Origin of the sequence: Guptibacillus hwajinpoensis, from assembly GCF_020524165.1 — a bacterium.
GTDB classification, from domain to species: Bacteria; Bacillota; Bacilli; order Bacillales; family Guptibacillaceae; genus Guptibacillus; species Guptibacillus hwajinpoensis_D.
Map to the genome: position 1 here is coordinate 87,148 of NZ_JAIVKU010000003.1, position 22,081 is coordinate 109,228.

Below are 22,081 nucleotides of genomic sequence, written 5' to 3' on the forward strand. Positions count from 1 at the left end.
ATTCTATTTAAGGAGGAAACAACATGTCAAAAAAGTACATCTTATCATTGGACCAAGGAACAACTAGCTCGCGTGCCATTCTTTTTAATAAGAAAGGTGAAATTGTAAACGTTGCTCAAAAAGAATTTAAACAGCATTTTCCTAAAGCTGGTTGGGTGGAACACGATGCTCAAGAAATCTGGAGCTCTATCCTTTCCGTAATGGCACAGGTTCTCTCTTCCGCTTCTGATCTATCTGCGAAAGATATTGAAGCGATCGGAATAACGAATCAGCGTGAAACAACTGTGGTTTGGGACAAGAATACGGGGAAACCGATTTACAATGCGATTGTATGGCAGTCCCGTCAAACGGCAGGAATTGTGAACGAACTAAAAGAACAAGGTCATGAAGAGATGGTTCGCAATAAAACTGGTCTCTTAATCGATGCTTACTTCTCGGGCACAAAGGTAAAATGGATTTTGGATAATGTTGATGGAGCGCGTGAAAAAGCTGAAAATGGTGACCTTCTCTTTGGAACGATTGATTCCTGGTTGATCTGGAAACTGTCTGGAGGCGAAGCACATGTAACGGATTACACGAATGCTTCACGCACAATGATGTATAACATCTATGACTTAAAGTGGGACGAAGAGTTGCTTGAAATGCTAAACGTTCCGAAGTCGATGCTTCCTGAAGTTCGTCCTTCATCTGAAGTCTATGCAAAAACGGTTGATTATCACTTCTTCGGTCAAAATGTTCCGATTGCTGGCGTGGCTGGCGATCAGCAGGCGGCGCTATTTGGACAGGCTTGTTATGACAAAGGAATGGCGAAAAACACGTATGGAACAGGCTGCTTTATGCTTATGAATACTGGCGAAAAAGCAGTTAAGTCTGAAAATGGCCTTCTTACAACAATTGCGTGGGGCGTTGATGGAAAAGTGGAGTACGCTTTAGAAGGTAGTATCTTTGTTGCAGGTTCCGCAATCCAATGGCTACGTGACGGTTTACGCATGTTTAACGAAGCGCCAGAAAGTGAGCGTTACGCTGAACGTGTTGAGTCTACAGATGGGGTTTATATGGTTCCAGCATTCGTTGGGCTAGGAACTCCGTATTGGGATAGTGACGTAAAAGGGGCTGTCTTTGGGTTAACAAGAGGAACGAGCAAAGAGCATTTTGTACGCGCAACGCTTGAATCTCTTGCTTATCAAACAAGAGATGTGCTTGATGCAATGACTGCTGATTCTGGTATTGATCTTAAAACACTCCGCGTTGATGGTGGTGTTGTAAATAACAACTTCCTTATGCAATTCCAGAGTGATCTCATTGGTGTTCCAGTTGAACGTCCAACGGTTAGTGAGACAACAGCACTTGGTGCTGCTTATCTTGCAGGACTTGCAACTGGTTACTGGAAAGATAAAGAAGAAATTAAGCAGCAGTGGATGATTGATAAGACGTTTGATCCTAAAATGAAAGAAGACGAAAGAGAAGAGCTTTATGGAGGATGGAAAAAAGCAGTTCATGCAACAATGGCTTTTAAATAATCCTTTTTTCTAGGCAGACCGTTCCGATTATGCTACAATGAACTTAAGTTAATAATGTTCTGGTCGGAGAATAGGAGAAGACCACAGCGCCCAAGCATGGACCGTCATGCTCTGGTGTGTTGTGGTCTTTTTTTGTCCTTTTAACCAGCTGTTTTTGTAGGAATGTACAAACTAATGCTTAAGAAACCATGTATTAGGGGTAAAGTACTGAAGAGAAGATTTATAAGAGCATAATTTCATTAAGCAATTGTTCATATAACAAAAAGGAGTGTTCATCTTGGTTAAACCATTTTCAGGATTGCAAAGAAGTGTTGTACTTGATCAAATCGTATCAGAGGAGTTAGATGTCCTCGTTGTTGGTGGAGGAATAACCGGTGCTGGAATTTTACTTGATTCTGCTTCAAGAGGAATGAATGCAGCTGTTATTGAAATGCAGGATTTTGCGGCCGGTACGTCGAGTCGCTCTACGAAGCTTGTTCATGGCGGTTTACGCTATCTTAAAAATCTAGAAATTGGGCTAGTTGCGGAAGTAGGGAAAGAGCGTGCGATCGTGTATGAAAACGCGCCTCACGTAACAACTCCAGAATGGATGCTACTACCAATTATTAAAGGCGGTACGTTCGGGAAATTCTCTACAGGTGCAGGACTTGCTCTTTATGACAGACTAGCAGGTGTGAAACGAAAAGAACGAAGAAGCATGCTATCTAAGAAAGAAACGTTAGATAAAGAACCCCTTCTTCGGAAGAGTGACATTAAAGGCGGCGGTTATTACGTAGAGTACCGAACAGATGATGCTCGCCTTACGTTAGAAATTATGAAAGAAGCCGTTCATCGCGGTGGGAAAGCAGTTAACTATGTGAAAGCAGAACAGCTTTTATACGAAGATGGAAAAGTCGTTGGCGTTCGTGCCAAAGACGTCGTGACGGGTGAAACGCGTGAAATTCGCGCCAAAAAAGTTGTGAACGCAGCTGGTCCTTGGGTAGACGAAATTCGTGAGCTCGATCAATCTAGAAAAGGAAAGCATATGTTCCTAACAAAGGGTGTGCACCTTGTATTTGATCAGTCTAAATTCCCACTTCAGCAAGCCGTCTATTTTGATACACCGTTTGATGATGGACGTATGATGTTTGCGATTCCGCGTGCGGGTAAGACATATATTGGGACAACAGATACGCACTATACGAAGAACCCTGTACATCCTCAAATGACAGTTGAGGACAGAGATTATATTGTTGATGCAGCGAACTACATGTTCCCTGGAATCAATGTTACAAAAGATGATGTAGAATCAAGCTGGTCAGGCGTTCGCCCATTGATTCATGAGGAAGGAAAAGATCCATCTGAAATTTCTCGTAAGGATGAAATTTTTCTTTCTGATTCTGGCTTAATTACGATTGCCGGTGGGAAGCTAACGGGCTATCGTAAAATGGCAGAAAAAGTGGTCAATCTCATTACAGATCAATTTAAAGAAGAAAAATATAAAAAGTTTCCTGCTTCAACAACGAAAAACATGGTGCTTTCAGGTGGTTACGTTGGCGGAAGCAAAGGTTTCAAAGAATACGCTACGGAACAAGTACGCCGTGGAACAACGCTCGGCTTAAGCGTGAAAGAAGCAGAAACTCTCGTACAACGTTACGGATCAAATATTGAACGTATTTATCAAATCATTGAAACGGTTGGAACAGAAGCAAGCTTCCATCACTTAAGTCTTGAAGTGTTCTCAACGCTTATCTATGGTATTGAAGAAGAAATGGTGGCAACGCCGCTTGATTACTTCAACCGTAGAACGAGTGCGCTATACTTTGATATTGATTGGGTTCGTCGCTGGAAAGAACCAGTCATTGAGTACATGGCGAAGCGACTCAACTGGTCAAACGAAATGAAACAGGCACATGTTCAAGAACTTGAAAAGCAAATGCATGATGCGGTAGTACCGTTGAAAGTAAAATAAGCCTATAGAAAACCGGAGCAAATGCTTCGGTTTTTTTTGTTTTGATGGGGGGCAGGTACGTAATCCTCCATCACAAAAATGGTTTTAATCTATATGTGCTTTGAAATAGGAAATGGTACAATAGGGGAAGTTGAAATGGAACCGTCGCTTTGGTTCTTACATAGGAGGTTTACGAATGGTTAAAGTTCGTATGAAAGATGTTATTGAAAAATTCAATCTGGAGCTTGTGAGCGGTGAAGAAGGGATTCACCGTCCTATTACGACAAGTGATATTTCGCGTCCTGGCTTGGAAATGGCAGGTTTTTTCACTTACTATCCAGCAGAACGTTTACAGCTTCTTGGGAAAACGGAAATGTCGTTCTTTCACGGTCTTCCTCAAGATCAAAAGGTGGAGCGAATGCAGAAGCTCTGTACAGACGAAACACCAGGCATCGTGCTATCAAGAGATATGGAAGTTCCTGAAGAATTGATTCGTGCGTCGAAAGAAAAGGACGTTCCCATTATACGGTCAACGATGACAACAACCCGTTTGAGTAGCCGTTTAACAAACTATCTTGAAAGTCAGCTTGCGCCTAACACAGCGATTCACGGTGTACTTGTTGATATTTATGGTGTCGGTGTTTTAATTACTGGATCAAGTGGTGTAGGAAAAAGTGAAACGGCTCTTGAGCTTGTTAAACGCGGTCACCGTCTTGTAGCTGATGATTCGGTTGAGATTCGTCAAGAAGCGGAAAATACGCTTGTGGGAAGTGCCCCTGAATTGATTCAACATCTACTTGAAATTCGTGGGCTTGGAATTATTAACGTTATGACGTTATTCGGTGCAGGAGCCATTCGAAACTACAAGAAAATTTCTCTTGTTATGAATCTGGAACTATGGGATTCCAAAAAAGTGTATGATCGTCTTGGTCTTGAAGAAGAGTATATGCAAATCATTGATTCAAATGTACCGCGTCTTGTTGTGCCAGTTCGGCCGGGGCGTAACCTTGCCATTATTATCGAGGTTGCTGCGATGAACTTCCGTTTGAAAAATATGGGGATGAATGCAGCGAAGCAATTTTCAGAAAGACTAACGAGAGAAATTGAAGATGGAGATGAACACGATAGCATCTAGTCTAATGTAGGATATGGATAAAGGAGAGACAACAATATGTTAGCCTCAATACAGCCTCTTGATCGTGTCGCGCTAGAGCTTGGACCGATCTCAATTTACTGGTACGGCATCATCATTGCTTTAGGTGCATACCTTGGTTTACTTTTAGCCATCAGGGAAACACAACGCCAGGGATTACCGAAAGAAACGTTTGTTGATCTTATTTTATGGGCTGTTCCGATTGCGATTATTTCAGCTCGTATTTACTATGTAACATTCCAATGGAGCTACTACAAAGATAATCCTGGTGATATCTTTGCGATTTGGGAAGGGGGTATTGCGATTCACGGTGCCTTAATTGGATCTGTGATTACAGCCCTGATCTTTACTAGAAAACGCGGTCTTTCATTCTGGAAAATTGCAGATATTGCTGCACCAAGTATCATTCTTGGTCAAGCCATTGGTCGCTGGGGGAACTTTATGAACCAGGAGGCACATGGCGGACCTGTCACAAGAGCGTTTCTTGAGAACTTAATGCTTCCTGATTTTATTATTAATCAAATGTACATTGATGGGACTTATTATCATCCGACATTTCTTTATGAGTCACTTTGGAATTTAATCGGTGTTATCCTCCTGGTTATTCTTCAACGAACATCAGTGAAGCGAGGAGAAGTTTTCCTCTCTTACGTCATTTGGTATTCATTCGGACGTTACTTTATTGAAGGTTTGCGAACAGATAGTCTCATGTTGACAGAAACATTGAGGATCGCTCAGGTTATATCGATCGTACTGATCATTGTATCGATTGCATTAATCATTTATCGTCGTATGGTTATGAAAGCAAAGCCTTATAACGAAAAAGGATAGGGGGCGCGGCTGTGGGTATTTTGCGACGTGGTTTAAAAGCAGGACTAATGACGACGTGGGAGCTTGGAAAAATCATTTTTCCAATCACCTTAATTATGACCCTTCTTCGCTATACACCTGTCCTCGAATGGATCGTCACCCTAATTGCCCCTATCATGAAATGGATTGGTTTGTCAGGCGATGCAGCCATACCTTTAGTTCTAGGTAATTTCTTGAATCTTTATGCAGGTATTGGTGCCATTTTAACACTGGATTTAACGGTTAAAGAGGTTTTCATTTTGGCTGTTATGCTATCCTTCTCACATAATTTATTGATTGAGTCAGGAGTGGCGGCAAGAGTTGGTGTAAAACTATGGGTCATTCTTGCTGTAAGAATTGGACTTGCCGTGCTATCTGCTTTTGTGATTAATCTTGTTTGGCAAGGTGGGGGCGAACAAGCGGCTTACGGACTTGTTTCTCAAACGAATGAAACGGTTAGCGGCTTCTGGCCGATTGTTCTTCAAGGGTTAGAAAAAGCGTCACTAGGCATTCTTCAGCTTGCTTTAATTGTCATTCCGCTGATGATTTTTATCCAGGTGATGAAAGATTTGTCATGGCTTAAGACTTTCTCGCGTTGGATGGCGCCTGTGACAAGAAGCCTTGGCATGAAAGAAAATACTTCGACAACGCTTGCCGCTGGTCTTGTGTTTGGGCTAGCTTACGGGGCTGGTGTAATGATCCAGGCTGTTAAGGATGATGGCGTAGAGAAAAAAGATCTTTATTTAGCGTTTATTTTTCTCGTAGCGTGCCATGCTGTCATTGAGGATACTCTAATTTTCATTCCACTTGGGATTCCGGTCATCTGGCTACTTCTCGTTAGACTGGTGACAGCGATTCTTCTCACAATCATCATCTCAATCATATGGAAACGACGTGAATTAAATGCTTCAAAAAGAAAGGAACCATCGTATGAGTATTAACACAATTTTATTTGACTTAGACGGAACATTGATTAATACAAATGATTTAATAATGGCCTCATTTAAACATACCTTTGATCATTTTTATCCTGGTCGTTACGAGGATGAAGAATTAAAACAGTTTATTGGAGAGCCTCTTTACTTAACGTTTGCCAAGCATGATGAAAGCCGTGCAGAAGAAATGGTTGCTTTTTATCGTGACCATAATATTACAAATCACGATATGCTCGTCACAGAATTCGAAGGCGTGTTTGAAACGGTGAAGATGTTGTCTGAAAAGGGTTATAAGCTTGCGATCGTCACCTCGAAAATGAGAAATACGGTGGAAATGGGATTAAAGCTAACGAACCTTGATCAATTTTTCCCTGTGGTTATCACGGTGGATGAAGTCGATCATCCTAAACCACACCCTGAGCAGCTTGAAACAGCTATGAACAAACTCGGTTCTGTTCGTGAAGAAACGCTGATGGTGGGAGATAGCCAATATGATATTCTAGCTGGACAAAATGCAGGTGTAACGACGGTCGGTGTTTCTTGGACCATTAAAGGGTGCGACTTTCTTGCTTCATTTAAGCCAGATTACCTGGTTGATCATATGGGAGAAATTCTTGCGATTGCTGGAGCTGACAAGTGAGAAACACCGAGCGGTACCCCGTTACAGGTAGCAACGCTCTCTGGCAAATTTATAAAACCGTTCCGTTTTGGAAGGTAGTTAAGAACTTTATTGTGATCCAGATCGCTCGCTATACGCCGTTTATTCCATTGAAGAACTGGTTGTATAAAACGTTTCTTGGCGTGAAAATTGGTGACCAAACAGCATTTGCCCTCATGGTGATGTTTGACATTATGTTTCCGGAAAGAATTTCAGTTGGAAAAAACGCCATTATTGGCTATAATACAACGATTCTCGCTCATGAATATTTAATTGATGAGTATCGCCTTGGCGATGTTGTCATTGGTGATCAGGTGATGATTGGAGCGAACAGTACATTGTTACCTGGCATTACGATTGGTGACGGTGCCATCGTATCGGCTGGGACGCTTGTTCATAAAAGTGTGCCAGCAGGGGCTTTTGTTGGTGGAAATCCGATGCAGGTCATTTATACGAAAGAAGAACGAGCAAAGCACGAAATATAAAAAAACCCGCAGCATGTGCTGCGGGTTTTCTTGTTATTACTCATCACCCTGATCTGTTAGAATAACAGGACCGTCTTTTGTGATCGCAAGCGTATGTTCATATTGAGCAGATGTTGAACCATCTACTGTGCGAGCTGTCCAACCATCTTCGTCAATTGTGCTAAACGGTGCCCCGATGTTTAACATTGGCTCAATTGTAATAACCATACCTTCTTTTAGTCGGGCACCAGTACCTGGCTGACCGAAATGTGGAATCATTGGTTCTTCATGGAGCGTAGGTCCGATGCCGTGTCCAGTGAAATCACGAACAACTCCGAATCCTTCTGCTTCTGCATACTTTTGAATCGCATGACCGATATCGCCAATACGATTGCCGATGACGGCTTGCTCGATGCCTAAGTAGAGAGATTTTTTCGTCGCTTCAAGCAAATGCTGCTTTTCCTCTGAGATTTCTCCTACTGCATACGTCCAAGCTGAATCAGCGAGTGCGCCATTTAAATTCACAACCATATCGATTGTAACGATGTCGCCTTCTTTAAGTTTCCTTGAACCTGGGAAACCGTGACAAATGACATCATTTACAGAAGCACATGTGGCATAAGGGTAGTCTTGGTAGCCTTTTTGCTCTGGTGTAGCCCCACGCTCTTCTAAAAAAAGTTCTACAAAGTCATCGATTTGTTTTGTTGTGATACCTGGCTTAATCATACTGCGAAGTTCTTTGTGACAGTCTGCCAGAACCTCACCTGCTTCTTTCATTAATTGAATTTCTCGGCTTGTTTTACGGTGAATCATGTTTTCGCCTACTTTCTGCGTTTTCGTTCAATCCGTTAGCAGGACATGTCTCCATCATGTGAAGTCGAAGTCCAATTTCTAACACGTTATGCGGAAGATCTTCCCTCAGTTACTGTAACAAAAAAGCCCACAAATTGCAGGCTTCTTGATTAAAGTAAGTAAAATCCAATCCCCATAATTAAGTAAGCAGCAAGTAACGTCGCTCCTTCAAACCAGTTTGTTTCTCCATCATTACTGATGACGATCGTGAGCAATACGGCTGTTACCATCGTCACAAGCTCTGGCAATGTAAAAACGAGTGACATTTGTACTGGGAAGAAAAGTGAGATGAGGACGAGAATTGGTGCGACAAACATAGCCACTTGAAGCGTTGAACCGACTGCTATTTCAACAGCTACATCCATTTTATTTTTGTAAGCCATGATGATCGCAGAAGCATGCTCAGCAGCATTTCCCACAATGGCCACAATGATGACCCCAATGAATAATTCGCTCCATCCAAATGTATCTCCAACCGTCTCGAACGTATGCACAAGACTTTCGGACACATAAGCTACTGCCGCAGTTGAAAGGGCTAACACGAGGATGGCCTTTTTGCTCGTCCACTCAGGTTCTTCATGAGTCTGTTCGTCTGCTTTATCAGAGACATGCTGATAGACACCGCGATGCGTGACAAGCTTAAAGAAAAGCGCAGCAAGGTAAAGAACGATCAGGATAATGGAGATGCCAGTACTTAATGAAATCGCTTCTGCCTCACTCATGTTCATTGAGAATACTTCAGGGATAACAAAAGCCACGATCACACCAAACATCAGAAGTCCGGAATTGTGCCTGGCATCATAAACGTTGAATTTTTGTCTTTTAAACTTTAATCCTCCAACGAAAAAAGATAGTCCAGCGACAAGTAGCAAGTTTCCTAATACCGATCCAGTTAGTGAAGCAAGCACAATTTCAATTAATCCTTCTTTTAATGCGAAAATGGAAATAATGAGTTCTACGGCATTTCCGAAGGTGGCGTTTAGTAATCCACCAATCCTTGGTCCCGAAATCACGGCAAGACTTTCGGTCGCTCTTCCCATATAAGCCGCAAGAGAAACAATGGTTAAGCAGTAGACAACAAACATTAGCGTTTGAGACCAGTGAAGAAGGCTTCCTGCAACGGATAGGGGAACTCCGATGATCACGAGGAAAAAGAAAATTTTATTAACCACGTGGCACATCCTCTCTTTTCATCATTTATTCTTTTCCTTATTATAGATTTCCTTAATTGGAAAAGAAAGTTTCTTTCATAGCTAATACCCCAATTGACGGATAAGTGATCACGATTACGAGAAATAACACCAACAATCGACATCATTCTTTAAGATGACCTAAAAAATAAAGGTAATTCACCTTGGAGTACAGAAAAGGAGTAAAGGGAATAATGCCCCTTATTGGTTGACGAAAAAAATAAAGGCGTGTAAACTACAAATAACTTCATCTTGTTAGTATGTTAGCGAACTAAAGGAAATGTGAGGTGCACAGAATGACAAGACCATTCGTATTTGAGAAACCGCTCGGTATGCGCGATACGCTACCGGTCCTATATGACTTGAAAACAAGCATTCGAGAAAAGATTCAGCGTGTAACAGAGGGATGGGGCTATCGTTTTATGAACACTCCTACGCTAGAGTACTATGAAACGGTCGGCGAAGCTTCTGCCATTCTTGATCAGCAGCTTTTTAAACTGCTTGACCAGCGTGGCAATACGCTCGTCCTAAGACCTGATATGACGGCACCAATTGCTCGTGTCGCAGCTTCAAGTCTTAAAAACGAACCATTTCCACTCCGTCTTGCCTATGATTCCAACGTGTTTCGCGCACAAGAAGACGAAGGTGGAAAGCCAGCTGAATTTGAACAAATTGGTGTCGAGTTAATCGGAGATCGAACAACTAGTGCTGATGCAGAAGTGATCGCATTAATGGCTGCTGTTTTAGAAAAAGCAGGCCTTGAAGATTTTCAGATCGCTATTGGTCACGTTGGTTTTATTCAAGAACTGTTTCTATCGATCGTTGGAAACGAAGAACGCGCGGCTGTGCTTCGCCGTTATTTATATGAAAAAAATTACGTAGGCTACCGTCAGCATGTTCGGGAAATGCCGCTATCGACCATCGATCAAAAAAGGTTAATGGCACTGCTTACGCTTCGCGGTGATGGATCAAAATTAGAAGAAGCAATTGAACTTCTTCCTAATGAAGCTGGTGAACGAGTTCTTGATGAGCTACGCACGTTATTACATACGCTCAAGGCTTATGGTGTAGCGGATCAAGTGAAATTCGATTTTACACTTGTGAGCCATATGAGTTACTACACAGGCGTTGTATTCGAAGGTTATGCGAACAACCTTGGCGTGCCTTTAAGTAACGGGGGACGTTATGATGAGTTGCTCGAGCGCTTTGATCGTCCTGCGCAGGCAACTGGTTTTGGGATTCGCCTTGATCACCTTGCAGAAGCGCTTGGCGTAACGGATAATGAGCGCCTTCCAAATGCCATTATTTTCAGTCCTGAACGAAGAGAAGAAGCCATTCAACAGGCGTCAGAACGACGAGCTGATGGGGAGAAGGTTGTTGTGCAGGAGTTAAGCGGTATAACGAATCTTGACGCTTACTCTGAGCGTTTTGATGACGTGACATATTTAATCGGTAAAAACGGAAAGGGGATGTAGTCATGCTAACGATGGCCATGCCGAAAGGGCGTATTTTTGAAGAAGCGGTTGAATTGCTTCGAAATGCTGGTTATCAACTTCCCCCTGAGTTTGATGATTCACGGAAGTTAATTATCGATATAGAAGAAGAAAACCTACGCTTTATTTTAGCGAAACCAATGGATGTTCCAACATACGTTGAGCACGGAGTAGCGGATGTTGGGATTGCGGGTAAAGACGTCATGCTTGAAGAGGAACGAAATGTTTATGAAGTGCTTGATCTGAAAATTAGTGGCTGTTATCTCGCTGTTGCCGGGCTTTCAGATGGACCGATTAAAGGGGTGGCACCAAAGATCGCGACAAAATATCCGAACGTTGCGTCAAATTACTTCCGTCAGCAAGGAGAACAAGTTGAAATCATTAAACTAAACGGATCGATTGAGCTTGCTCCACTCATTGGTCTTGCAGACCGCATTGTTGATATTGTCTCAACAGGTCGAACGCTAACAGAAAACGGTTTAATGGAAACGGCATTTATTGAGCCGATCACATCACGCTTTATTGTGAACCCGGTAAGTTATCGGACGAAAGACGCCATTATTGACGATATGGTCGAACGTCTTTCAGCGGTTGTGGAAGGAGAGAGTGCAGATGAGAATCGTTAATCGGGACGAAGATATTTCCATTAAACGATCGATTGAGCAAGGTACAGAAGAGCAGCGTCAGGCTGTTCTTTCGATTCTTTCACAAGTGAAAGCAACTGGTGATGAAGCTGTTAAGGAAAACACAAAGAAGTTTGATGGAGCAGACTTAACAGAACTGCGCGTTTCAGCTGAAGAAATCGAAAGAGCCTATGGTGATTTAACTGAAGAGCTCATTACAATGATTAAACAGGCTGCAAAAAACATCCAAACGTTTCACGAGCGTCAGCGCCGCCAGTCATGGTTTACGACGGCTGAAGACGGCACCATGCTAGGGCAAAAAGTGACGCCTCTTGATTCTGTTGGTGTTTATGTTCCTGGTGGAAAAGCAGCTTATCCTTCTTCGGTTTTAATGAACGTAATCCCTGCGATCGCAGCAGGTGTAAAGCGAATTGCGATGGTCACACCGCCTGATTCAAACGGTAACGTTCCTTCTGGCGTTCTCGTTGCAGCAAATGAAGTTGGCGTAACGGAAGTCTTTAAAGTTGGTGGCGCTCAAGCAGTTGCAGCACTCGCATATGGGACAGAAACAATTGCTCCTGTAGATAAAATTGTAGGGCCGGGTAATATTTTCGTTGCGCTTGCGAAACGAGAAGTATTTGGAATCGTCGATATCGATATGATCGCTGGCCCAAGTGAAATTGTTGTGCTAGCGGATGAAAATGCGAATCCAGCCTATGTTGCAGCAGACTTATTATCACAAGCAGAACACGATGAGCGTGCTAGTGCTGTTCTAGTAACAACGTCAGCGACTCTTGCTGAGCGTGTTCAAGAAGAAGTGAACCACCAGCTTGTTGAACTTCCACGTGCTGAAATTGCTTCAAGATCGATTGAGGATTATGGCATGATTTACGTCGTTGAACACCTTGCGGAAGCGGTTGAAGCCGTTAATGAACTTGCTCCTGAGCACCTTGAAATTATGGTCGATGAACCGATGACGCTGCTTGGAAAAATTCGTCACGCCGGGGCGATTTTCCTCGGTCCTTATAGCTCTGAACCTGTTGGGGATTATTTTGCTGGACCTAACCACGTGCTTCCAACGAATGGAACAGCACGCTTTTCAAGTCCACTCTCAGTAGATGACTTTATAAAAAAATCGAGCGTTATTTCTTATAGTAAAGAAGCAATGAGAACGAACGGTAGTAGCATCGTAGCACTCGCTAAGCTTGAAGGGCTTGATGCTCATGCAAAAGCCGTTGAACTTCGATTGGGGGATTTAAAATGAGTGAAGAGAGAAAAAGTTCCATTTCGAGAGAAACTTCTGAAACATCGATTAACCTATCCTTTGGGGTGGACGGAAGCGGAAAAACCGATTTACAAACCGGCGTACCGTTTCTTACCCACATGCTTGATTTATTTACAAAGCATGGCAAGTTTGATTTAGCAATCGCGGCAAATGGAGACATTGAAGTTGATGATCACCACACAACAGAGGATATTGGTATTTGCATTGGTGAAGCACTAAAACAAGCGCTTGGTACTAAAGAAGGCATTAAGCGATATGGGAATGCGTTTGTTCCAATGGATGACGCGCTTGCTCAGGTTGTCGTGGATTTAAGTAATCGTCCTCACCTTGAATATCGGGTAGAACTCCCATCGACGCGCGTTGGAACATTTGATACGGAATTGGTCCATGAATTTTTGTGGAAGCTTGCGATTGAAGCAAGAATGAACTTACACGTGATTGTTCACTATGGTCACAATACGCACCATATCATTGAAGCGATTTTTAAAGCACTCGGCCGTGCTCTAGATGAAGCGACGCTTATTGATCCCCGAGTAAAAGGTGTGCCATCAACGAAAGGAATGCTTTAAATGATCGGTATTGTTGATTACGGGATGGGGAATTTATACAGCGTAAGTAAAGCGCTTGAGCGCCTTGGATATGATTATTTTGTTTCAGAGGATGAAAAGGAGCTCGCAAAAGCGACGGGACTTCTTCTTCCTGGAGTCGGTTCTTTTCGAGATGCGATGGCGATTTTAACCGAAACGGGCTTAAAAGCTTTTATTGAAAAAGAAGTAGAAGCGGGTAAACCGTTACTTGGCATTTGTCTTGGCATGCAGCTTCTGTTTGAAGAAAGTGATGAAAACGGTTATGCAGAAGGATTCTCTTTTTTACCGGGGAAAGTAAAGAAGTTTCCTGGCAAAGATGCAGCTGGTAATCCCTATAAAGTTCCGCATATGGGGTGGAACAAACTAGTGATCCATCAGCCTGATTCCTTTTTAATGAATGATGTCGGTGATGAGCACGTCTATTTTGTCCACTCCTATTATGTGGATACAGGTGATCGTGATGTATTAATCTCAACAGCAGATTATGCTGAGGAAGTTCCGGCTGTCGTAGGTAAAGGAAAGGTGTTTGGCACCCAGTTCCACCCAGAGAAAAGTAGCCATGCTGGTCTTGCGATTCTAAAAAACTATGCCCAATACGTAGAAAGGAATGACGCATAAGATGCCAATTACCATTTATCCTGCTATTGATATGAGGGGCGGCAAATGTGTCCGCCTTTTGCAAGGTGATTACGACAAAGAAACGGTTTACGGCGATTCTCCTTTTGATATGGCAAAGCAATTTGCAGATGACGGCGCCGAATGGATACATATGGTCGATCTTGACGGAGCGAGAGAAGGAAAGCGCGTGAATGATCGTTATGTTCTTGAGGTGGCTAATCAGTTGTCAGCGCGTGTACAAGTTGGGGGTGGAATTCGAAGCGAAGAAGATGTTGCCTATTATTTGGGAAACGGCGTTGATCGAATTATCCTTGGTAGTAGTGCTATATCAGACCCGGACTTTGTTAAAAGAATGCTTGCAAAATATAAAGAAAAAATCGCGATTGGAATCGATGCAAGAGACGGATATGTCGCTGTTGAAGGCTGGCTAAAAACATCAGAAATTAAAGCAGTGGATCTTGGAAAAGAGCTTGCTGAGCATGGTGCAGAGGTTTTCATTTTTACAGACATCTCAAAAGACGGTACGCTATCAGGTCCTAATGTTGAAGCGATTGCTGAACTTGGTGAGGCTACAGGGAAAGAAGTGATTGCTTCAGGTGGGATCAGCAACCTTGAAGATGTGAAAAGTCTTGAACTGAGAAGTGACTCCATTAGCGGTGCGATTATCGGAAAAGCTCTCTACACGAATCAATTTACATTAAAACAAGCGCTGGAGGTCTAGCGATGCTGACGAAACGAATTATCCCGTGCCTGGATGTAAAAGACGGCCGCGTTGTAAAAGGCATCCAGTTTGTAGGTCTTAGAGATGCAGGTGATCCGGTTGAATTAGCGAGAGTATATGATGAAGAAGGGGCAGATGAGCTTGTTTTCTTAGATATCTCTGCTTCTCATGAAGGAAGAGAAACAATGGTCGATGTGGTGCGGCAGGTGGCGGCAGAACTTGCTATTCCATTTACTGTTGGCGGCGGCATTAATAAGCTTGAAGATATGAAGCGTGTGCTTCGCGCTGGAGCAGATAAAGTATCGATGAATACAGCGGCAGTTCTTCGTCCGGAATTGATCCGTGAAGGCGCCGATTATTTTGGAACACAGTGTATGGTTGTCGCAATTGACGCGAAGTGGGAAGAAGAAACAAATTCCTGGCGCGTTTATACGCACGGTGGACGCACGGCAACGGAATGGAATGCTGTTGAGTGGGCAAGAAAAGCTCAGGAAATGGGCGCAGGCGAAATTTTATTAACAAGTATGAATGCTGACGGAAGTAAAGACGGGTTTGATGTTCCTTTAACGAAAGCGATTGGAGAAGCTGTCTCAATCCCGGTCATTGCTTCTGGAGGAGCGGGATCATCGGAAGATTTTCTCGAGGTATTCCAGGATGCTTCAGCAGATGCTGCACTTGCCGCATCGATCTTCCACTATAAAGAAACCTCATTATCACACGTGAAAGATTACTTAAAACAAAACGGGGTGGCGATTCGATGAATACCGACATGATTCAATTTGATGAAAAGGGCCTTGTACCAGCGATTGTACAAGATGCCGTGAGCAAAGAAGTGCTTACGCTAGCTTATATGAACAAAGAGTCGCTAACGAAAACAATTGAAACAAAGGAAACGTGGTTCTATAGTCGTTCGCGGGAAGAACTCTGGCATAAGGGAGAGACTTCGGGAAATACGCAACACGTGTTAGATCTACGATATGATTGCGATCAAGACGCTGTACTTGTGCTTGTGAATCCTTCTGGACCAGCTTGTCATAAAGGAACGTATTCTTGCTTCAATGATTCGTTGCTTTCAGAAAAAGCATCGCCGAATGCTGATCGTTTCGCAATCCTGAATACGCTTGAACAAGTCATTGCCAAAAGAGAAGCAGAGCGTCCTGAGGGAGCGTACACAACGTACCTCTTTCAGGAGGGCGTCGATAAGATTCTAAAGAAGGTTGGCGAAGAGGCTTCTGAAGTCATTATTGCGGCAAAAAATCGTGACCATGAAGAACTTACGTGGGAATCAGCAGATCTCCTTTTCCACTTAATGGTACTTATGAGAGAGCAGGAGTGCGCGCTTGATGACGTTCTTCAAGTTCTTGAGGAACGACACGCTTCGAAATAATGAAACTTTTTTCTTTCCTGCTCGTAGATAAGAGTAAATTCGATGATGAGAAATGGAGAGAAGAAGCATGTTTGTAGGATTTATGTTTATCGGACTTGCTATTGGGTTATTTCTTGGACAGCCTGGACCTGGTGTTCTTCTTGGAATGGGTGTTGGCTTTATTGCACAGAAACTAGCAAAACACAGAAAAGATATGTGGAAATAAAAACGAGCTCATGAGCTCGTTTTTATTTTGCGCCAGATCAAAACGATTCGAAGAGTGCATATCGGGCTTTAGGTAGTTTTTTCTACTTTTTTCTTTTAGGACTGGACGGTCGATGTATGTTATACTTTTGAACGGATATGACTGGTAATAGCATTATTCGAAGCGAAATTATTGGGGGGAAACATGAGGAAAGAACTTCATGCTTCTTCGGAAATGAAAGGCCGACTGATTCCGTTCGTTCAGGACGGAGATTATTTTTATAAAAAGGCTATGAGAGCCTATCAGCAACGGAATTTGGATAAAGCAAGACAGCATCTTGAACGTGCGGTTAAACTTGTCCCCGAAGAAGTCGATTATATATGTCAACTTGCAGCGGTCCTGTCGGAATTAGGCGAATATGAAGCATCAAATGAGTGGCTGAAATTTGTACTTGACGATCTTGATCCTGAATATTATGATTGCTACTTTTTCCTTGCGAACAACTTTGCACATATGGGTCTATTTAAACAAACGGAAGAGCATGCAAGAACTTACCTTGAGCATGAACCAGAAGGTGAATTTATGGAAGATGCCGAGGAGTTAGTCGATCTGATCTTGTTCGAGCAATCCGAGGATTTACCACAGGAAATTGGAGAAGAAGAGCAGTTGATTCAAGAACATGAAGCCGCTCGTAAAGCGATTGAATCCGGGAATTTTCTTGAAGCGATTGATTTACTCGAACGAATGACAGACGTTTATTCGGAATTTTGGCCGGCATACAATAACCTTGCGCTCGCTTATTTTTATAGTGAGCAGTACGAGGAAGCCGTCCAAGTGCTCGATGACGTTTTAACAAAAAACGAAGGAAACCTAAATGCGGTTTGTAACTTAACGCTTTTCTATGATTTCCTTGGTCAACACGTTAAACGCGATGTGATGCTTGAAAGACTGAAAAACGTCTATCCGATCCATCCTGATCATTCCTATAAATTAGGGAGCACGTTTGGTTTTTTAGGTGAACATGAACTTGCTTTTCACTGGCTTCGTAAAGTGGAGAGTACAAGACATATGTGGGACGTGCCTTTCTATCACTGGATCGCTGTTTCAGCGTTTCAGCTTGATCGCCCTGACCTTGCAAAACGCTACTGGAAGAAGGTTCAACGTGTTGACGCGGCAAATGAAATGGCTTCGCGTTATCTCACAGAGCTAGAAGCAGGTACGCTTCTTAAAAGCCAGGTTAGCTATCGGTCTCAAATGCCTCAAGAAGATGAGAAGCATGACGGAAAACATGATTATCACGCCAGAATGACTCATCTCATGCTTCTCTATACGAGGCGAGATCCGGAAAGTGCTTCAATCTTACAAACGTATTGTAAACGTAAGGATGAACCTCTTCTTGTTAAGGAGCTTTCGGCGTATATTGCCATTACACTTTCTGACGATCCCGTTCAAATCGTCGATGGAGAAAAAGCGTATACCGTTCGAACGCAGACCGATTTTCCTGAGTACGTACGATCTGGGATGCGCATTATCGCTGAGCTCGAACAGGCGGATATTAGTGACTCGGATTTACATGAGCTAATTGCGATGATCTGGTTACCTTGTTATGTTAAACTTTCAGATAGTAGCAAAGCCTTTCAAAACGTGAAAGCAACGGCTGCTGCGATGTTTTACATGTGGCATAAAGTGAAACAAACAAACGTCACTCAAATCGAAGTCGCAAATGCATTCGATGTTTCTGGATCGACTGTATATGCTTATCGTAAAAAGTTAACGCACTTACTTGAGACAAATGACCTCTGAGCAGACTGGTAGACTTTTTACCAACAATCAGATATGATTCTTAATAAGAAATATTATTCTTTAATAATCAATATAATCTAACGATAGAAACGTGAAGGAAGTGAAGCAGATGAATGAAAAAATTTATGATGTCATTATTGTCGGTGCCGGACCTGCAGGTATGACTGCAGCTGTATACACTTCTCGTGCTAATCTTGACGTTCTTATGATTGAACGAGGGATTCCGGGCGGACAAATGGCAAATACAGAAGATGTAGAAAATTATCCAGGTTTTGATAGTATTCTTGGTCCGGATCTTTCTACGAAAATGTTTGAGCACGCGAAGAAATTTGGCGCTCAATATCAATACGGTGATGTGAAGGAAATTCGTGATAATGGTGACTACAAGACAGTGGTATCCGGAAATCAAGAATTCCATGCAAAAGCGATTATTGTTACGAGTGGTGCAGAATATAAGAAAATCGGTGTTCCTGGAGAAGCAGAATATAGCGGCCGCGGGGTGTCTTATTGTGCGGTTTGTGACGGAGCTTTCTTTAAGAACAAAGAGCTTGTCGTAGTGGGTGGTGGCGATTCAGCCGTTGAAGAAGGCGTGTATCTCACACGATTTGCTTCTAAAGTAACCATCGTACACAGACGTGATCAGCTAAGAGCACAGAAGATTCTTCAACAGCGCGCGTTTGATAATGAAAAGATTGATTTCATCTGGAATCATACAGTTAAAGAAATTCTAGGTGAAAATGGAAAAGTGAATAAAACGCTTCTAGTCAACACGGTAACTGGTGAAGAACGTGAATTTAGTGCTGATGGTGTCTTCATTTACATCGGTATGCTTCCGTTAAATCAGGCTGTTAGCGGTCTTGATATTACAAACGAAGAAGGCTATATCGTGACAGATGAAAACATGGCGACGAAGGTTCCTGGTATCTATGCAGCAGGTGACATTCGTGATAAAATGCTTCGTCAAATTGTAACCGCAACTGGTGATGGTAGTATTGCAGCCCAGTCGGTTCAACACTATATTGAATCGCTAGAAGACGCTGGAAAAGAAGCGCTCGTCTAACTCAAAAAACCAGAGGATCATGGGGTCCTCTGGTTTTTTATGTAAGTGGGTCTTCTGAAGGGTGGCACTTCGACAGCCTTCGAGCGTTATCGGGTGGTGCCTGTCACCGCGTCATTCGCTTTTAACTTGGCTGTAACAGCGGTGAAATACAAATGGGGTACACTAATAGTAGATTTAACCCCCTTTTAAATAGAAACACTTTTTTGCACGGGCATAACGCACCGTGCTCTTTTTTTTGCTTAGAGTAGAAGAATCTTCACAGCTTAGCCAAACCGCTCTCATTGTTCATGGTCACCAATCATAGTATACTATGGATAGAAAATCTTGAAGTCTGAGCTTCTTTCAGACTTTCGTATACCAATAGGATGATTGAATTGAGGTGACAAATGTGCAACGTGTAACAAACTGCATTTTAAATGACGAAGCAAATGATCGCGTACTCTTGCTACAGAAACCGCGCCGCGGATGGTGGGTTGCACCAGGTGGGAAAATGGAATCGGAGGAATCAATTCGTGATTCGGTGATTCGTGAATTCCGCGAAGAAACGGGTGTTTATTTAAAGAATCCCAAACTAAAAGGGATTTTCACATTCATTATTAAAGAAAATGAAGTAACAAAATCCGAATGGATGATGTTTACGTTTCTTGCAACGGAATACGATGGGGAACCGGTGGAGAAGTCAGAAGAAGGAAAAGTATCATGGGTGAAAACAGATGATGTGAGTGAACTTCCGATGGCTCCTGGAGATTATCATATTCTTGATTATATGATGAAAGGCCATGGTATCATTTATGGAACATTCACCTATACTCCTGATTTCAAACTGCTTTCTTATCGATTAGACCCGTCTTAATGAGAAGCATACCAATAAGAGAAATCGAGAAACGGAGTGGGGAAAATGACCGATTCAATCGATAAGCGCATTCATATGGTCATTATTACAGGAATGAGTGGTGCGGGTAAAACGGTTGCGATGCAGTGCTTTGAAGATATTGGTTACTTCTGTATTGATAACCTGCCGCCAGCCCTTTTACCAAAGTTCGTTGAAATGGTAGACGGATCTGAAGGGAAATTAAATAAAGTCGCGCTTGTAATGGACTTACGTGGTGGAGACTTCTTTGATCACCTTGTCGAAGCTGTTGATCACTTGGATTCCCATGATCGACTGGACGCAGAAGTGCTCTTCCTTGATTCAAAAGACTCAACGCTTGTCAGACGATATAAAGAAACGAGACGTTCCCATCCGCTTGCGCCAGAAGGGTTGCCGCTTGAAGGTATCAAGAAAGAACGAGAGATGCTGGAAGAACTAAAAGGACGCGCACAGCAAATCATTGATACGAGCGATATTAAACCTGTTCAGCTTCGGGAAAAAATTATGGATCGTTTTTCAAACAATGAAAAAGAAAACTTCGGCGTAAATGTCATGTCTTTTGGCTTTAAATACGGCATTCCAATTGATGCTGATCTAGTGTTTGATATTCGTTTTCTTCCCAATCCACACTATGTGGAGCATTTGCGTCCAAAAACAGGTGTGGAGGAAGAAGTCGCGAACTATGTATTTAAGTGGAAAGATACGCAAATCTTTCTAGAGAAATTAATTGATATGCTTGCCTATATGCTTCCTCAGTATAAGAGAGAGGGGAAAAGTCAGCTTGTTATAGGCATTGGCTGTACAGGTGGAAAGCATCGTTCTGTTGCATTTGCAGAACATATTGGTCATCATTTTGAATCAGAGTATCGAACAAATATTACGCATCGGGATATTGAAAAAGGGAAGGGTCACAAATAATATGAATGACACTAATCTGCCAAAGGCTGTCGTCATTGGCGGAGGAACAGGCCTATCGGTACTTCTACGTGGACTTAAGAAGTTTCCTGTCGACATCACTGCCATTGTAACAGTAGCGGACGACGGAGGAAGTTCAGGTCGATTGCGTGACGAGTTTGATATTCCTCCTCCAGGCGATGTGCGAAATGTCATTACAGCTCTATCCGAAGTGGAACCTTTATTAGAAGGGTTGATGCAGCATCGCTTTAAAAACGGAAATGGTCTATCAGGACATTCGCTTGGCAACTTGATGCTGGCTGCTATGACGGATATCACGGGTGACTTTGTGAAAGGTGTAAGAGAAATGTGTCGCGTTCTAAACGTGAGAGGAGAAGTACTCCCAGCATCAAATCAAAGCATTGTCTTACACGCGGAAATGCGTGATGGAACGTTTGTCAAAGGTGAATCACAAATTCCAAAGGTTAATAAAACCATTAAGCGAGTGTTTCTTTCGCCACCTGGCATTAAAGCATTACCTGAGTCAATCCAGGCCATTCGAGAAGCCGATTTGATTGTGCTTGGACCAGGTAGCCTGTATACAAGCATTTTACCGAATTTACTTGTGCCGGGCATTGCGAAAGAAATTCAGCAGGCAAAAGCAAGAAAAGTATACGTTTGTAATGTCATGACTCAGTTAGGTGAAACTGAAAATTATACGGCGAGTGACCACGTGCAGGCACTCATTGATCACATTGGCTATAAACTTATGGATACGATTATTGTAAATGAAGAAATGATTCCCTCTTTTTATGAAAAACGTTATGCACAAGAACGAGCAGAGGTTGTGCAATATGACGAAAATCGTCTGAAGAGCTTTGGTTTTCATGTAATCAGTGATAAAATTATCCAATACGATGAGAAATATGTACGCCATGATGCGAAAAAAATATCATCGATTCTTTTATCTTTATTAGACGATAAAAGACCATGATGGGTCAGTG

23 protein-coding genes are annotated in these 22,081 nt (G+C 42.6%); 21 read left to right on the forward strand and 2 right to left on the reverse strand.

Annotated elements, in window-relative coordinates:
* The first annotated feature begins 23 nt into the window (after positions 1-23).
* The 7 genes from glpK to LC090_RS03710 all read left to right on the forward strand — a co-directional run bounded on the left by glpK (position 24) and on the right by LC090_RS03710 (position 7,530).
* Positions 24-1,520, forward strand: coding sequence for a glycerol kinase GlpK (gene glpK / locus LC090_RS03680; protein WP_226655411.1), 1,497 nt, complete (start codon positions 24-26; stop codon positions 1,518-1,520).
* 277 nt (positions 1,521-1,797) lie between these two features.
* Positions 1,798-3,471: a glycerol-3-phosphate dehydrogenase/oxidase gene (locus LC090_RS03685; protein ID WP_255647959.1), complete on the forward strand. Its 1,674-nt coding sequence runs from the start codon at positions 1,798-1,800 to the stop codon at positions 3,469-3,471.
* Positions 3,472-3,646: 175 nt separating this feature from the next.
* The gene (hprK, locus tag LC090_RS03690) at positions 3,647-4,585 is read left to right on the forward strand and encodes an HPr(Ser) kinase/phosphatase (protein ID WP_226655414.1); all 939 of its coding nucleotides are present in this window, start codon (positions 3,647-3,649) and stop codon (positions 4,583-4,585) included.
* 36 nt (positions 4,586-4,621) lie between these two features.
* On the forward strand, positions 4,622-5,434 hold the full coding sequence (gene lgt, locus LC090_RS03695; protein WP_226655417.1) for a prolipoprotein diacylglyceryl transferase: 813 nt from the start codon (positions 4,622-4,624) through the stop codon (positions 5,432-5,434).
* A 47-nt stretch (positions 5,435-5,481) separates the two neighbouring features.
* Complete coding sequence (locus LC090_RS03700; RefSeq protein WP_255648016.1) at positions 5,482-6,393, forward strand: nucleoside recognition domain-containing protein; 912 nt, start codon at positions 5,482-5,484, stop codon at positions 6,391-6,393.
* The gene (gene ppaX, locus LC090_RS03705) at positions 6,383-7,027 is read left to right on the forward strand and encodes a pyrophosphatase PpaX (RefSeq protein WP_226655423.1); all 645 of its coding nucleotides are present in this window, start codon (positions 6,383-6,385) and stop codon (positions 7,025-7,027) included. The genes LC090_RS03700 and ppaX overlap by 11 nt, the downstream gene beginning before the upstream one ends.
* The gene (locus LC090_RS03710) at positions 7,024-7,530 is read left to right on the forward strand and encodes an acyltransferase (RefSeq protein WP_226655425.1); all 507 of its coding nucleotides are present in this window, start codon (positions 7,024-7,026) and stop codon (positions 7,528-7,530) included. Before ppaX ends, LC090_RS03710 begins: the two co-directional genes overlap by 4 nt.
* A 36-nt stretch (positions 7,531-7,566) precedes the next feature.
* On the opposite strand, the gene map is transcribed toward LC090_RS03710, so the two are convergent.
* On the reverse strand, positions 7,567-8,322 hold the full coding sequence (gene map / locus LC090_RS03715; RefSeq protein WP_226655427.1) for a type I methionyl aminopeptidase: 756 nt from the start codon (positions 8,320-8,322) through the stop codon (positions 7,567-7,569).
* A 149-nt stretch (positions 8,323-8,471) separates the two neighbouring features.
* A complete protein-coding gene (gene cax, locus LC090_RS03720; RefSeq protein ID WP_226655430.1) occupies positions 8,472-9,542 on the reverse strand; it encodes a calcium/proton exchanger in 1,071 nt (356 codons plus the stop codon).
* Positions 9,543-9,847: 305 nt separating this feature from the next.
* On the opposite strand from cax, the gene LC090_RS03725 reads away from it, so the two are divergent.
* From LC090_RS03725 to LC090_RS03790, 14 genes are all read left to right on the forward strand, one after another.
* Positions 9,848-11,026 (forward strand): ATP phosphoribosyltransferase regulatory subunit, encoded by a 1,179-nt coding sequence (locus tag LC090_RS03725; RefSeq protein WP_226655432.1) that lies wholly within the window; start codon positions 9,848-9,850, stop codon positions 11,024-11,026.
* Between the two features lie 2 nt (positions 11,027-11,028).
* Positions 11,029-11,670 (forward strand): ATP phosphoribosyltransferase, encoded by a 642-nt coding sequence (hisG, locus tag LC090_RS03730; protein WP_159784985.1) that lies wholly within the window; start codon positions 11,029-11,031, stop codon positions 11,668-11,670.
* Positions 11,657-12,931 carry a histidinol dehydrogenase gene (gene hisD / locus LC090_RS03735; protein ID WP_226655434.1) on the forward strand — a complete coding sequence of 425 codons (1,275 nt, stop codon included), beginning with the start codon at positions 11,657-11,659 and terminating at the stop codon, positions 12,929-12,931. The genes hisG and hisD overlap by 14 nt, the downstream gene beginning before the upstream one ends.
* Positions 12,928-13,521 (forward strand): imidazoleglycerol-phosphate dehydratase HisB, encoded by a 594-nt coding sequence (gene hisB, locus LC090_RS03740; protein ID WP_226655436.1) that lies wholly within the window; start codon positions 12,928-12,930, stop codon positions 13,519-13,521. The genes hisD and hisB overlap by 4 nt, the downstream gene beginning before the upstream one ends.
* The gene (gene hisH / locus LC090_RS03745) at positions 13,522-14,157 is read left to right on the forward strand and encodes an imidazole glycerol phosphate synthase subunit HisH (RefSeq protein ID WP_226655438.1); all 636 of its coding nucleotides are present in this window, start codon (positions 13,522-13,524) and stop codon (positions 14,155-14,157) included.
* Position 14,158: 1 nt separating this feature from the next.
* The gene (hisA, locus tag LC090_RS03750) at positions 14,159-14,878 is read left to right on the forward strand and encodes a 1-(5-phosphoribosyl)-5-[(5-phosphoribosylamino)methylideneamino]imidazole-4-carboxamide isomerase (protein WP_226655440.1); all 720 of its coding nucleotides are present in this window, start codon (positions 14,159-14,161) and stop codon (positions 14,876-14,878) included.
* Between the two features lie 2 nt (positions 14,879-14,880).
* Complete coding sequence (gene hisF, locus LC090_RS03755; RefSeq protein WP_226655442.1) at positions 14,881-15,639, forward strand: imidazole glycerol phosphate synthase subunit HisF; 759 nt, start codon at positions 14,881-14,883, stop codon at positions 15,637-15,639.
* Positions 15,636-16,265 carry a bifunctional phosphoribosyl-AMP cyclohydrolase/phosphoribosyl-ATP diphosphatase HisIE gene (gene hisIE, locus LC090_RS03760; RefSeq protein ID WP_226655445.1) on the forward strand — a complete coding sequence of 210 codons (630 nt, stop codon included), beginning with the start codon at positions 15,636-15,638 and terminating at the stop codon, positions 16,263-16,265. Before hisF ends, hisIE begins: the two co-directional genes overlap by 4 nt.
* Before the next feature lie 67 nt (positions 16,266-16,332).
* On the forward strand, positions 16,333-16,470 hold the full coding sequence (locus LC090_RS03765; RefSeq protein WP_224596409.1) for a hypothetical protein: 138 nt from the start codon (positions 16,333-16,335) through the stop codon (positions 16,468-16,470).
* Positions 16,471-16,653: 183 nt separating this feature from the next.
* Positions 16,654-18,252: a tetratricopeptide repeat protein gene (locus LC090_RS03770; RefSeq protein ID WP_226655447.1), complete on the forward strand. Its 1,599-nt coding sequence runs from the start codon at positions 16,654-16,656 to the stop codon at positions 18,250-18,252.
* A 109-nt stretch (positions 18,253-18,361) separates the two neighbouring features.
* Positions 18,362-19,312, forward strand: a complete 951-nt coding sequence (gene trxB, locus LC090_RS03775) for a thioredoxin-disulfide reductase (protein ID WP_226655448.1) — start codon at positions 18,362-18,364, stop codon at positions 19,310-19,312.
* 388 nt (positions 19,313-19,700) lie between these two features.
* Positions 19,701-20,165 carry an 8-oxo-dGTP diphosphatase gene (locus LC090_RS03780; protein WP_224596832.1) on the forward strand — a complete coding sequence of 155 codons (465 nt, stop codon included), beginning with the start codon at positions 19,701-19,703 and terminating at the stop codon, positions 20,163-20,165.
* 45 nt (positions 20,166-20,210) lie between these two features.
* On the forward strand, positions 20,211-21,101 hold the full coding sequence (gene rapZ, locus LC090_RS03785; RefSeq protein ID WP_226655449.1) for an RNase adapter RapZ: 891 nt from the start codon (positions 20,211-20,213) through the stop codon (positions 21,099-21,101).
* 1 nt (position 21,102) lies between these two features.
* The gene (locus tag LC090_RS03790) at positions 21,103-22,071 is read left to right on the forward strand and encodes a gluconeogenesis factor YvcK family protein (RefSeq protein WP_226655450.1); all 969 of its coding nucleotides are present in this window, start codon (positions 21,103-21,105) and stop codon (positions 22,069-22,071) included.
* Positions 22,072-22,081 lie beyond the last annotated feature (10 nt).